A 12,906-nucleotide genomic window follows, 5' to 3' on the forward strand; every position below is an offset into this window, starting at 1 on the left:
TTCTTCTATTTATACATCGTCAGCATATATTGATTGATTTTCGCTTTAATCTTCTCGAGGCTGCCGGATTCGAGGTTGATTTCACCAAGTCCAAGCGCGTGTGCTTCGAGTTTCTTGAAATCTGTAGTACCATCCACGATCTCTTTGCCGATGCCCTGGTTAAAGGAGTCGTAGCGTTTGCTGATGAGGTCTTCGATCACACCATCATCAAGCAGCCTTTGGGCGAGTTTAAGCCCCACTGCGAAGCTGTCCATTCCTGCAATATGGGCATGGAAGAGGTCGTCTGCCTTGAATGATCCCCTTCTCACTTTGGCATCGAAGTTGAGTCCGCCTTTTCCGAGGCCACCATTTTTGAGGATTTCGTACATTGCCAGAGTCGTCGAGTAGATGTCTGTCGGGAATTCGTCCGTATCCCACCCGAGCAGCGGGTGCCCCTGATTCGCATCGACGGAGCCGAGCATATCGTGGATTCTTGCATAGTGCAGTTCATGCTCGAATGTATGACCGGCCAATGTTGCATGGTTTGCTTCTATATTGAATTTGAAATCCTTCTCAAGACCATAATTTTGGAGGAAGGCATATCCACTTGCCACATCAAAGTCATACTGATGGGAAGTCGGCTCCTTCGGCTTCGGCTCGATCAGGAACTGGGCATCGAATCCGATTTCCCTTGCATAGTCCTTTGCCATATGGAAGAACCTGCCCAGGTTATCCAATTCAAGTTTCATATCCGTGTTCAGCAGCGTCTCGTACCCTTCACGGCCACCCCAGAAAACGTAGCTTTCTCCACCAAGCTCCTTGCCGATTTCAAGTCCTTTCTTCACTTTCGCAGCTGCATAGGCAAATACATCCGCACTGTTGGAAGAAGCAGCTCCATGGACGAATCTTGGGTGGGAGAAGTTGTTGGCAGTATTCCAGAGCAGCTTTACATCGCTCGTCTTCTGGTAATCTTTGATCATTGCGACGATCTCATCAAGATTTTTATAGGTTTCTTTCAGGGAATCTCCCTCAGGTGCAATATCTACATCATGGAAGCAGAAGTACGGAACACCAAGCTTGTCGTAGAATTCGAAAGCCGCTTCGACCCGTGCCTTGGCCAGATCCATTCCACTAAATTTGTCCCAAGGCCTCTGTGCTGTACCGGCACCGAATGGGTCCGAAAGATCCTCGGTGAACGTATGCCAATAGGCGACGCCGAACTTCAGGATATCCTCCATGCGTCGGCCATTGATTTTTTCATCCGGATTATAGAACTTGAACGCCATGTCCTTGTTTGAATTCGGTCCCTCATAATTGATTTTTCCTATGTTGTTGAAGTATGCCATTGTATTTCCTCCTAATTTTAAATATACTTATTAATAGTTAGTTCGTCTGAAAGACAAACTAAGTAATTGTGATGTACTTAACATGAATAAACTAATCCAAACGGGGTGGTCTTAATGTATAACTCATTCATATACAGAATACTTGAGTGGATTATGCGTCTTGCGTATGTGCAGCTCCTCTGGGTAGTATTCACTCTAATCGGTCTGGTGGCATTCGGTCTCTTCCCTGCTACATTCTCCCTATTCCATGTGGTTCGGAGATGGTTGAGGGGAGAAACCGATGTATCGGTTTCAAGGACTTTCTCCAGCCACTACAGGGAGACCTTTTTCCAAAGCAACCTGCTCGGCCTGTGCGTTATCTTCGGAGTGGCCCTGATTGCAGTGAACCTCATCTTCATCGATGTCACTGCACCCGACAACCTGACGCTGATACACATCCTGCTTTTTGCTGTCATATTACTCTACACCCTGTTCCTGTTCTATCTGTTCCCCGCTTTCGTCCATTTTGAAGACAGCATATTGAAAGTCATGAGAAACGCATTCCTCTTCATGCTGGTCAGTCCTGTGCATACAGCACTGATGGCTGTATCACTTGCAGCACTTGGCGCAATCTTCTACTTCCTCCCGCCGCTTGCCTTCATCTTTGGCATGACTGCCTATTCATTAACGACCACCTGGTTCGCCCTCATGGCTTTCAATAAGCTCAATTCAAAGGCACCGAACAGCTAAGACACCGCATAGGTGTCTTTTTTCATCCTTTGACCGCACTGGAAGCGAGTCCCTCCACCACTTTATTGCTGAAAAAGATGAAGGCGATGAGGATAGGCAAGATACTGATGATGAGGGTGGCCCCAATAGCCCCCCAGTCCGTCATATACTGGCCTATGAAGTTCTGTATCCCGACTGTCAACGTCTTGTACTTATCGGAGCTGATGAAGGTGTTGACGAATACGAACTCATTCCAGTTGTAGATCATGTTGATGATGATCGTCGTGGACATGATCGGCATCGTCATGGGTAGTATGATCCTGAAAAACACCCCATGGATATTACAGCCGTCAATGACTGCCGCTTCCTCTATCTCTCTTGGGAGTGTGTAGTAGAAGCCGAGCAGGATCATGATGGTGATTGGCAGATTATAGGCCGTATAGGTGATGATGATCGACAATGGATTGTCGATCAGATTGACTTGAAGGAACATGCTGAACAGCGGAATGATGGCCGAATGGACGGGGATCATCAGGCCGACCATGATCAGCCCCAGCACCAGGCCGCTGAGTTTCCATTTCATCCTGGTCAATGCAAATGTAGCCATGCTGGCTATCACTACAGTGAGTATTACAGCAGTAGCTGTAATCCATATGCTGTTCCAGAAGTAGAGACCGATGCCGCCCTCCCATACCTTCAGGTAGTTCTCCCATTTGAATTCACTTGGCAGGGCAAAGGGAGACCCGGAAAAGATCTCCCTGTTGTCCTTGAGGGAAAAGAGGAACAGCCAAAACAGCGGAAAAAGTTGTATCACTGCCACGATTCCAAGGAAGGAATAGAGCAGTATGTAACCTAAACGATTCAACATACACATCCCCTTTAATATTGAAGTTTCTCATCACTTGAAGTGGCTTTACGGATGAGCAAGGTTGCTATCAATGTAATTATGAGCATCAGGAATCCAATCGCACTTCCGTACCCGAAGTCATTTACCGAGAAGGCGAGCTTATACATATATGAGGCCATGACCTCACTTGCACCGTTCGGTCCCCCATTGGTCATTACATAAATCAAATCAAAGTATTTCAATGACCCGACAACCGCCAGCACTACCGTAACAAGGATGACTTCCCGGATCAGAGGTAATTTTATCTTGAGTGCAATCTGCAGCGGCGATGCCCCATCTATACGGGCCGCCTCAATCACCGTCTCGGGAATATTCTTCAGTGCAGCATAGTATATGAGTATGTAGAACCCTGCATACTGCCACACTATCGGCAGAAATATGGCATAGAGTACGATATTCGGGTCAGCCAGCCATGAAGGTGGATTTTCAACCCCCACCTGCATCAGGATCCAATTTAGGATACCATTGGAAGGATTGTAGACTTTGATCCACAACTGCGCAATCGCAACAGACGACAGCAACATTGGGATAAGATAGATTTTTCTCAGGAGACCGGCCCCTTTTATTTTGGAAGCCAACACAAGGGATACAGCCAGATAGAGTATGAGGCTCAGTGTAGAAAATAGAGCCAGAAGTGTCGAATGCCATACACTTGTCCAGAACATGCCGTCTTGCAAGCCCCTGATATAGTTTTCCAATCCGATGAATTTCATTTCCCCTATACCGTCCCACTCCATCAATCCATAATAGCCTGACAGGATAAGTGGAATGAAGATCAGCACCCCCACCAGCAGAAGCGCCGGTGACATGTAGAGGAGTATCATCCATTTATTAGACATTACCTTATTCATCACATTCACCTACATTTGAGGGAGGAGGCAACGGTAAGATCGCCACCCTCCCAGAATCATGATGCGTGTACAACTATTCGCCCTCGAGCACTTCCGTATGTGCTTCAGTGAATTCTTCAGGTGTCACTTCTCCGCCGAACAATGCCTGTATCTGATTCAGGTGCACATCTGCTGCGTCTGCACTCATCTGTACATCTGCATAAAGAGTGATGTTAGAAGCCGAATTCAAATCGTTCAGCACATCTACATACATCTGAGGCAGGTCCAGCGATTCGGGATCGATTTTGGTTGCCGGAATTATACCTACATCGGTCACTGCACGCTCGCCCCATTCTTCTACGAAGAATTTGGTAAATGCCTTCGCCTCTTCCTTTACATCCGAGTTTTCAGCAACGAACATGCCAACGCCCGGACCGCCGACATAGCTGTCCATATCTCCCTCACCGTCAACGGTTGGGAATTTGAAATAGCCGACCGAGTCGCGGAACTCCTGTGGAACGTCTTCATTCGTCGTGTAGTTCGGCAGATCCCATGTAGCAATCAGGTACATTGCCGCCTGCTCATTCATGAATGAACTCTTGGCTTCCTGGTCGGACAGACCATTCGCCCCTTGCATGAAGGTATCATTATCCACGAGGTTCTGTACTTCTTCTGCAGCCTGTATAAGTTCAGGCTTGTTGAAATCGCCGGATTCAATGGCTTCCGTCAGCAGTTGGGAGCCCCCGAGCCTGTCAGCCAGATACATATACCACATCGAGCCTGTCCAACTGTCTCCATTTCCAAGAGCGACAGGCGGTACACCATTTTCGTTCAGTGTATCCACCACCGAATTGAACTCCTCCAGTGTCTCAGGCGGCTCCAGGCCGTATTCATCGAATATGGCTTTGTTGTAGTAGACGTTCGCCGTATTCAGTTCCAATGGCAGGCCATACGTCTGACCGTCGATTTCATAGCCTTCAGTCGTCCCTTCTACAAACTGTTCGCGCAATCCATCATCCAGCATGTCGTCCAGTGGCGCGAACTTTTCTCCGCTGACATAAGGCTCCAGATATCCCGCTGCCCATGTCATGCCGACATCCGGCAATTCATCAGAGGAGGAGAGCACCTTCACCTTATCCTTATACTGCTCGTTGCTCAAGACTTCAACATCCACCGAGACTCCTTCATTCTCTGCTTCAAAATCTGAGATGATCTCCTCGACCACCCTATGATGCTGGGCCGAATTGCCTTCCGGCCATAGATGCATGAATTCGACCGTTTTTTCCCCTTCGTTCCCTTCACCCGCTGAAGCGGACTCGTCCTCTCCACCGGAACAAGCTCCAAGCATCAGAACCATGGCCGTAGCCCCTGTAGCCGTAAGCGCTTTCAAATAACCCAATAAAAAAACCCCCTGTTTGATTTTTCAATCATTTTTTATTTCTTGTTGATAGAATAGCACCCCTAACTTCATTTGTCTAGTGGATGAACAAAGTTTTGCCAAAATCCATTTCGTCATTTCTTTTAGGAATGATGTACTGTATATTTAACATTATCATGAGGGCTGTCCCGATAAGGATCAATTGGAAGGAGTCGACTCAATGAAGAAAACAAAGACTTGGAACCAACATGTGGTCAAACAGGAGAATAAGGACCTCGTACTGCATACGATCATGCGCTACGCCCCGATCTCCAGAGCAGAAACGGCAATTAAAACCAGCTTGAACAAAGGGACGGTCTCCTCCCTCGTCAATGATCTGATTGAAGAGAATATGGTCTACGAGTCCGGACCTGGGAAATCCAGTGGCGGCAGACGTCCGGTCATGCTGAACTTCAACCGGATGGCCGGCTGTTCCATAGGAATCGACCTTGGCGTCAACTATATCCTTGGGGTGCTTACCGACCTCACCGGTGAGATTCTGATGGAAAAGTATATCAAATACGAATATGAATCCTACGAGATAACCATCCAACATACGTTGGAAGTAATCGATTACCTCATTGCCAGACAGCCCGACACCCCCTACAGCATTGTGGGGATCGGGGTCGGCATTCCAGGAGCAGTCGACTTGAAGGGCCAGGTCATGCTCGCACCCAATCTCAACTGGGAAAACATAGAGATAAAAGACAAGCTGCAAGAGCGGTATGGGGTCCCGGTAGTTATCGAAAATGAGGCGAATGCAGGATGTTATGGTGAAAAGAAATACGGTGTTGGCAGCAAAAGCAATCATATCCTCTACATCAGCATTGGTATCGGCATCGGCATCGGCATGATGCTGAATGGAGAGCTCTATCGCGGCAACAACGGTTTTTCTGGCGAAATGGGACACATGACCATCGATCTGAATGGCAATCCCTGTCCATGTGGCAACCAGGGGTGCTGGGAGCTCTATGCTTCTGAAAAGGGGTTGCATGCAGCGATGTCTGCATATGGGATTCCTCCTCAATCAAATGATCAGAGGGACCTCGAATATCTGATCGGCCTCGCCCGGCAGAAAGATGAGCAGGCCATCGCACTCTTCAATACGGTCGGCGGCTATATCGGCCTTGGTGTCAAGAATATCGTCAATACATTCAATCCTGAACAGGTCATCATCGGAAACCGCATGAGCTCTGCACAGGAATGGATTGAACCTGCAATAAGAGAAAAACTGGATGGGACACTATGGTTCCAAAAGGAAGGGCTGCACCTTGAATTCTCCGGTCTCTCCACCCACTCTTCAGCAATGGGCATGGCCGCCTTTTCCATCGAAAACTTCCTGATGAACTACCAATATAGCCAAACCGCACTTTAGGAAAGGAGAATTCCATGCTTTCAAGACTTAAGGCCGCTTTCCCTTCCCTCATTCCTTTCACATGGGAAGAGTCGGAACGGGAAAGGTACATATGGTTTGTGATGGAGGATGATGAAATAATCGGCATCGATAAGTCCGAGCTCACCGAACGTGATTTTTCAGTACTTTCCGCCTTCCTCATCCCCTACCGGGAGAAATTTCCAATGCCCACAGATGAAGAGAAGAAGTGGATCGATGCCCTGCAGGGAAGACAAGAACGTGAGGGGGAATCCAGCTACCGCTTCATCCACTTCCACATCCTCACCAGGCATGTTGAACCCAAAGCCGTCGATCAGGCACTCAGGGAGGCAATCGACCGGGAGGTGAAAATCATCTGGAAGGATGCCCATGAAGGCATCATCATAGAAGAAATCGAGCAGGCGAAGGAAACCATCAAATTCGAAGAAATCATCGATTTGATCATGAGCGACCTCTACCTGAACATAAAACTGTATGTGGCGCCTGCCAACTATGATGCCATGAGCCCAAAAACTTATCATGACCGGACCTCAGAGCAGGCCCATCTCCTTTTCAACACCCTGGGACAATCCGTCATATCCTTCACCGACGGCATGACGGACCTCATACTCGACAGAACTTCCCAGGAGGACAGACAGAACATCATTTCAGTGCTCGGTGATTATGCAGACGACCTTGCCTGGCTCGAGGCAATGACAATCCTCTTCAGTAGTAGCCTGAACATATCGGTAGCTTCGAAAAAGCTGTTCATGCACAGGAATACACTGCTGTACAAGATGGACAAGTTCAGTGAAAATACTGGGCTTGACCTACGTAATTTCGATGATGCGGTAAAGGTCCAGCTTGCCATTAGATGCCTCAATATGGAGAAGTGCACAAAATAAGCGTCAATCATTGTGCACTCCTTCCATATACATCCCACCCCCCTGCCCTCTAGAATAAAAGGCAACCACACGACAAAGGGGATATGAAATATGGCAGAACTCATGTTGAACGATATCAAAAAGGTCTATGATAACGGGGCAGTCGCGGTTGAAGATTTCAACCTACATATCAAAGACAAGGAATTCGTTGTTTTCGTTGGTCCATCAGGGTGCGGTAAGTCGACCACACTTCGAATGATTGCCGGTTTGGAAGAAATCAGTGGGGGTGAACTACGCATCGATGATGCGGTCGTCAATGATGTGGAACCAAAAAACCGGGATATTGCGATGGTCTTCCAGAACTATGCGCTTTATCCACACATGACCGTATATGATAATATGGCATTCGGTCTGAAACTGAGGAAGCAGAACAAGAAGGATATAGACCAGCGAGTCAGGAACGCCGCCAAAATATTGGGGCTTGAAGAATATCTCGACCGCAAACCCAAAGCACTCTCAGGCGGGCAGCGCCAAAGGGTCGCACTGGGCCGTGCAATCGTCCGGGATGCAAAAGTCTTCCTCATGGATGAGCCGCTCTCGAACCTCGATGCGAAGCTCCGGGTCCAGATGCGTGCCGAGATACAGAACCTCCATCATAAACTTCAGACGACAACCATATATGTCACACATGACCAGACCGAAGCAATGACCATGGCCACAAGACTTGTCGTCATGAAGGATGGCTACATCCAGCAAGTCGGCACACCGAAAGAAGTCTATGACCACCCCGACAATATATTCGTTGCTGGATTCATCGGTTCGCCTGCAATGAACTTCTTCCGCGGAAAATTGATGGATGAGGATTTCGTGACCAATTCACGCAAACTCAAAATCCCAGAGGGTAAGCTGAAAGTATTGAGGGAACAAGGCTATACGGATCAGGATGTGATTCTTGGAATACGACCGGAAGACATCCACGATGAACCGCTCTTCATACAATCAGCACCAGGTACTGCGCTGACTGCAGATGTTGAAGTCGCAGAACTTATGGGCGCGGAGATTTTCCTGCATTCCAATTATGACGGCCAGAAGTTCATTGCTCGTATCGATTCTCGGACGGATGTCAAACCCGATTCACAGATAGAGCTTGCTTTCGATATGAACAAGGCGATCTTTTTTGATGCACAGACTGAAAAAACCATCAGATAACCAAAAGAGAGGCTGCTTTGCAGCCCCTCTTTCTATTTCTCCACGCTGAACCTGAATACTGTTTCTTTCTTATACATGCCCTGTGACTCCATCTCAAACTCGAGATCCATATGCTGGGCAGCGGGCGTCACCTGAGCCTCCATGCAGAACCCCATGTATTTTTGCGGTTTTCTTTCTGCGAGTGGCAGCCCATCATCCAGGTTGTTGCCCGTGTAGAATACAAGTCCAGGAAAATCCGTTGTGATTGTGACCTTGCGGCCGCTTTCCGGCTCGTACACTTCAAAGTGGTCTTCATCCTCCAACAGGAAGTAATGGTCATAACCGCCATTCGCCACTTTGATCTGTGCATCACCGTTTTCGAACACTTCCTGCAGCGCTTTGCCCTCCTGAAGGTCGAATATGCCTTCACATGTTTCAATGGATTCCGGAATCAGCGTATCATCCATCTTGAGGTATCGGGAGGCCCCGCTCCTCACAAAATGGTTGCCTATGGTGGTCTCAGTATCGCTGTTCAGGTTGAAATAGACATGGTTGGTCGGTGCCACCGCTGTCGGCCCCATGCTTTTCACTTCATACTCAAGCTTCAGTGCATTGTCCTCATCGAGGGAATAGAGGATGCTCACTTCAGGGGTCCCGGGATAGTCCTCGATCGATGTCGTGAACTTCACTTTTTGGGTGCCATCCTCCTCAACGACTGCATCCTCCCACATCTTCGTATGCACGCCTGCGTCACCGCTGTGGAGCAGATGCGGGCCGTCGTTGCTGTCGAAGTGATGCTTCTCTCCATCGACTTCAATCTCGGCATCCTTCACCCTGCCCGCCACGGGGGCGATGGTGGCCCCGAGGAAGTGCAGGTTCCCCCGGTATTCCTCAAGTGAATCATTGCGCAGCACGACATTGGTGAGATTCCCATTACGGTCAGGCACATGGATTCCCGTGATGCTCGCTCCGATGTTCAGCAATTCGACCTTCATGCCTGTACTGTTCTCCAGCACGTATTCCACAATCCCATCTTCATGATTCTTTCTATTGATTTTCATATTATACCCGTCACCTTCCCAGTATCATTTCCAATAATGACAATATACCCATTCTTTCAGTCAAAAACCAATACATCGTCTAAACTTGTTTTCCTGAATTTAAGTGCAGTTATCATTTTTACGTTTATCAATGTAATGTTAAGGTTAAAGAGTATGGAATAGTGTCAAAAATCAAAAGGCACAAAATATATTAGGAGCGTGTTTACTTTATGACCGAGTACTCGAGGGAAGATATTTTAAGGATTGCTGAAAATGAAAACGTAAGATTCATCAGATTGCAGTTCACTGATATTCTGGGTGCAATCAAGAACGTGGAGATTCCAGTCAGCCAGCTGGACAAGGCGCTGGACGGCGAAATGATGTTCGATGGCTCCTCCATCGAAGGTTTCGTAAGGCTGGAAGAATCCGATATGTACCTGAAACCCGACTTCAACACTTGGGTGATCTTCCCATGGGAACACAACGGCAGAAGGATAGCCCGACTGATCTGTGATGTCTATGACATCGACGGCAATCCATTCGAAGGCGATCCGAGATCCAACTTGAAAAGGGTCGTCAAAGAGATGGAGGAAATGGGGTATGAAGGCATGAACCTTGGTGCCGAGCCGGAATTCTTCCTCTTCAAGCTGGATAAGGAAGGCAACCCGACTACAGAACCGAGTGACGAGGGCGGCTACTTCGACCTCGCAGCAATGGACGACGGGGAGGAATGCCGTCGTGAGATTTCCCGTACACTCGAGGAAATGGGATTCGAAGTGGAGATGTTCCACCACGAAAACGCCCCGGGACAGCAGGAGATCAGCTTCAAGTATGCAGACGCCGTCACGTCCTCCGACAACCTGCAGACATTCAAGCTTGTCGCTAAAACAGTTGCAAGAAGATACAACCTGCATGCAACATTCATGCCGAAGCCGATCTACGGACAGCCGGGAAGCGGCATGCACTATAATGTCTCCCTTTTCCGTGAGGGAAAGAACGTCTTCTATGACGAGAATGACGAATTCGGCCTCAGCAAGGAAATGCGCCACTTCATGGCGGGACTGCTGATGCACGCCAGAGGGTACACTGCCGTCTGCAACCCGCTCGTCAACTCCTACAAGCGACTGCAGTCCGGTTTTGAAGCACCGAAGTACATCGCATGGAGCGGCCGCAACCGTTCTCCATTGCTCAGGATTCCATCCACACGCGGTGCGGCGACACGGGCTGAAGTCCGTTCCCTCGACCCGTCCGCAAACCCATACCTTGCGACCGCTGCCATCCTGAAGGCTGGACTCGAAGGCATACGCAATGAGACAGAACTCGATACACCGGTCGACGAAAACATCTATGAGATGACGAAGAAGCAGCGCGACGTCGAAAACATCGAGGACCTCCCGACAACACTCTACACAGCACTCAAAGCATTGAGGGAAGATGAAGTCATCCAGGAAGCACTCGGCAAGCACATCTACAAGCAGTTCTACGATAATAAATACCTCGAGTGGCAGATGTACAGCGCCCAGATCACTGAATGGGAACTCGATGAATATCTGACACAGCACTAGAACATGTTAATACAAACAGAAACCTGCCGGTTGGAATGATTCCAACCGGCAGGTTTTTTGGTTTTTATTCTATCTGACGAGCAGGATGACTGCGAAGAAGATGATGGCGATGATCAATATCTTCTCCAGCAGTTTGTCGGGCAGGGTGCTCGCATACCTGCCGCCGATGGAGCCGCCGATTGCGGAACCGATGGATAGCGCAATGGCGAACTTCCAGCTGATCAGGTCATTGAAGATGAAGACGAAGGTCGAGACCGAGATGTAAATGGTGACGACGAGCGTCTTGAGCCCGTGCATCTCCCCCATCGGTATGTTCGGAATGAGCATGAGCAGGGTCAGGCTGATGAAGAAGCCGACCCCTGCCTGAAGTGCGCCGCCGTACAGACCGATCAGGATGAAGGCGACCCCGAGCAGCGGGATGGCGACTTTCGGATTGAACTTGCCTTTTATGTAGCGCTGGGGCTTGATGATGAGCAGCACTGCGAAGATGACCATGAAGACGGCCAGGAGCGTATCGAATGTATCATCTGCGATGTTGACCGCAAACCGGGCCCCATATATCGAAGCGATCGTGGTCGGGATGGCCAGCAGCAGGCCGAACTTCCAGTTTAGGTGCCCATTCTTCTGGAACTGGTACAGTGCAAATCCATTCTGGAACAGTATGGCGATACGGTTCGTCCCGTTCGCCACATTCGATGGCAGACCAAAGAATATGAGCATCGGCAATGTGAGCATGGAACCGCCCGCTGAGACGATATTGATGAAGCCGACGACGATGCCGACGAGAAATATTGCGATGAGCGATAATACTTCCATATGACAGCTTCTTCCCTCTTAGTTTTCTACATTAAAATAGTTCCAATGTTTAAGCATTATCATATCAGTTTTATATGAAAAATACACCGGAATGTCCGAAATTCATCAAAAAGGACAGCCATGGCTGCCCTTCCGCATCTACATCCACTCGAGTATGCCTTTCAGGTCGGTATACGCCCTATCAGGCTGGATATCCAGTGTTTCAGGTTGTTCACGCCCCCTGTTGATCCAGGCTGTATGGAAACCAAAGCTCGCCGCCCCCATGATATCCCAGGAATTCGATGACATGAAGAGCACCTCATTCCTTTCGATCCCCAGTCTGTCCAGTGCATGGGCGTAGGCGGCCGCAGCCGGCTTATACTGCTTGATTTCATCCGCGCTGATGACCATGTCGATGTCGTCTGCAATATCGGAGCCATTGACGAGCGGGTCAATCATATTCCCAGAACCATTCGAGAATACGACGCGCTGCTTGTCCGAGAGATTCCCGAGTACATCCCTTACCTCTTCGAACAACTCAAGTTCCAGGTAGGCCTCCATCAGCATATCTTCATTTTCCTTTGTAAGTTTTGCGCCTTCCGCCTTGCAGGCATAACGCAATGCGTCACGGGTCACGTCTTCAAAAGGCCTGTAACGCCCCATCACCTGCCTCTGGAAAAAGTACTCCAACTGCTTCTTGCGCCACTCCGCGCTGATTGCCTCTCCCTTCTCCGGAAATAGCGAATCGCATGCCTCCTTGACTGAATGGACATCATACAGTGTCCCATATGCATCGAACACAAGCGCTTTGATCATCCTTCTCATCCCCTTCCATATGTTGGTGTACAGCTTCCCTGTGACGCCATCGGTAAACT

The 12,906-nt window shown here is 48.8% G+C and carries 12 protein-coding genes; 5 read left to right on the forward strand and 7 right to left on the reverse strand.

The window, feature by feature from the left end:
• Positions 1-5: 5 nt before the first annotated feature.
• The gene (gene xylA, locus EDC33_RS07980; RefSeq protein ID WP_124010778.1) at positions 6-1,325 is read right to left on the reverse strand and encodes a xylose isomerase; all 1,320 of its coding nucleotides are present in this window, start codon (positions 1,323-1,325) and stop codon (positions 6-8) included.
• A 114-nt stretch (positions 1,326-1,439) separates the two neighbouring features.
• On the opposite strand from xylA, the gene EDC33_RS07985 reads away from it, so the two are divergent.
• Complete coding sequence (locus EDC33_RS07985) at positions 1,440-2,054, forward strand: YesL family protein (RefSeq protein ID WP_124010779.1); 615 nt, start codon at positions 1,440-1,442, stop codon at positions 2,052-2,054.
• 22 nt (positions 2,055-2,076) lie between these two features.
• Here EDC33_RS07985 and EDC33_RS07990 read toward each other — a convergent pair whose 3' ends face one another.
• The 3 genes from EDC33_RS07990 to EDC33_RS08000 form a co-directional block, all read right to left on the reverse strand.
• Positions 2,077-2,898, reverse strand: coding sequence for a carbohydrate ABC transporter permease (locus EDC33_RS07990; RefSeq protein ID WP_094906423.1), 822 nt, complete (start codon positions 2,896-2,898; stop codon positions 2,077-2,079).
• 14 nt (positions 2,899-2,912) lie between these two features.
• Positions 2,913-3,791: a carbohydrate ABC transporter permease gene (locus EDC33_RS07995; RefSeq protein ID WP_094906270.1), complete on the reverse strand. Its 879-nt coding sequence runs from the start codon at positions 3,789-3,791 to the stop codon at positions 2,913-2,915.
• Between the two features lie 73 nt (positions 3,792-3,864).
• Positions 3,865-5,127, reverse strand: a complete 1,263-nt coding sequence (locus EDC33_RS08000; protein ID WP_124010937.1) for an ABC transporter substrate-binding protein — start codon at positions 5,125-5,127, stop codon at positions 3,865-3,867.
• A gap of 241 nt (positions 5,128-5,368) precedes the next feature.
• Between EDC33_RS08000 and EDC33_RS08005 the strand changes: the two genes are divergently transcribed.
• The 3 genes from EDC33_RS08005 (at position 5,369) to EDC33_RS08015 (ending at position 8,652) form a co-directional block, all read left to right on the forward strand.
• Positions 5,369-6,562 (forward strand): ROK family protein, encoded by a 1,194-nt coding sequence (locus EDC33_RS08005; protein WP_124010780.1) that lies wholly within the window; start codon positions 5,369-5,371, stop codon positions 6,560-6,562.
• Positions 6,563-6,576: 14 nt separating this feature from the next.
• A complete protein-coding gene (locus EDC33_RS08010; RefSeq protein ID WP_094906268.1) occupies positions 6,577-7,464 on the forward strand; it encodes a helix-turn-helix domain-containing protein in 888 nt (295 codons plus the stop codon).
• A 90-nt stretch (positions 7,465-7,554) separates the two neighbouring features.
• Positions 7,555-8,652: an ABC transporter ATP-binding protein gene (locus EDC33_RS08015; RefSeq protein WP_124010781.1), complete on the forward strand. Its 1,098-nt coding sequence runs from the start codon at positions 7,555-7,557 to the stop codon at positions 8,650-8,652.
• Positions 8,653-8,684: 32 nt separating this feature from the next.
• Here EDC33_RS08015 and EDC33_RS08020 read toward each other — a convergent pair whose 3' ends face one another.
• Positions 8,685-9,692: an aldose epimerase family protein gene (locus tag EDC33_RS08020; protein ID WP_124010782.1), complete on the reverse strand. Its 1,008-nt coding sequence runs from the start codon at positions 9,690-9,692 to the stop codon at positions 8,685-8,687.
• Between the two features lie 209 nt (positions 9,693-9,901).
• Here EDC33_RS08020 and glnA point away from each other — a divergent pair, with 209 nt between their 5' ends.
• Entirely contained in the window at positions 9,902-11,236 is a 1,335-nt protein-coding gene (gene glnA / locus EDC33_RS08025; RefSeq protein WP_040106116.1) for a type I glutamate--ammonia ligase, read from the forward strand.
• 69 nt (positions 11,237-11,305) lie between these two features.
• Here the strand turns inward: glnA and EDC33_RS08030 are convergent, their stop codons facing one another.
• Both EDC33_RS08030 and EDC33_RS08035 read right to left on the reverse strand, forming a co-directional pair.
• Positions 11,306-12,052 (reverse strand): sulfite exporter TauE/SafE family protein, encoded by a 747-nt coding sequence (locus EDC33_RS08030; protein WP_124010783.1) that lies wholly within the window; start codon positions 12,050-12,052, stop codon positions 11,306-11,308.
• A gap of 138 nt (positions 12,053-12,190) precedes the next feature.
• Positions 12,191-12,856: a haloacid dehalogenase type II gene (locus EDC33_RS08035; protein WP_124010784.1), complete on the reverse strand. Its 666-nt coding sequence runs from the start codon at positions 12,854-12,856 to the stop codon at positions 12,191-12,193.
• Positions 12,857-12,906: the final 50 nt, after the last annotated feature.

This window comes from Salinicoccus roseus (assembly GCF_003814515.1).
Classification (GTDB): Bacteria; Bacillota; Bacilli; order Staphylococcales; family Salinicoccaceae; genus Salinicoccus; species Salinicoccus roseus.

Coding starts and splice junctions, on each gene's coding strand:
- xylA (WP_124010778.1), bottom strand. CDS start 1,325: ATGGCATACTTCAACAACATAGGAAAAATCAATTATGAGGGACCGAAT.
- EDC33_RS08030 (WP_124010783.1), bottom strand. CDS start 12,052: ATGGAAGTATTATCGCTCATCGCAATATTTCTCGTCGGCATCGTCGTC.
- EDC33_RS07995 (WP_094906270.1), bottom strand. CDS start 3,791: ATGAATAAGGTAATGTCTAATAAATGGATGATACTCCTCTACATGTCA.
- EDC33_RS07985 (WP_124010779.1), top strand. CDS start 1,440: ATGTATAACTCATTCATATACAGAATACTTGAGTGGATTATGCGTCTT.
- glnA (WP_040106116.1), top strand. CDS start 9,902: ATGACCGAGTACTCGAGGGAAGATATTTTAAGGATTGCTGAAAATGAA.
- EDC33_RS08015 (WP_124010781.1), top strand. CDS start 7,555: ATGGCAGAACTCATGTTGAACGATATCAAAAAGGTCTATGATAACGGG.
- EDC33_RS08010 (WP_094906268.1), top strand. CDS start 6,577: ATGCTTTCAAGACTTAAGGCCGCTTTCCCTTCCCTCATTCCTTTCACA.
- EDC33_RS08035 (WP_124010784.1), bottom strand. CDS start 12,856: ATGAGAAGGATGATCAAAGCGCTTGTGTTCGATGCATATGGGACACTG.
- EDC33_RS08020 (WP_124010782.1), bottom strand. CDS start 9,692: ATGAAAATCAATAGAAAGAATCATGAAGATGGGATTGTGGAATACGTG.
- EDC33_RS08005 (WP_124010780.1), top strand. CDS start 5,369: ATGAAGAAAACAAAGACTTGGAACCAACATGTGGTCAAACAGGAGAAT.
- EDC33_RS08000 (WP_124010937.1), bottom strand. CDS start 5,127: ATGGTTCTGATGCTTGGAGCTTGTTCCGGTGGAGAGGACGAGTCCGCT.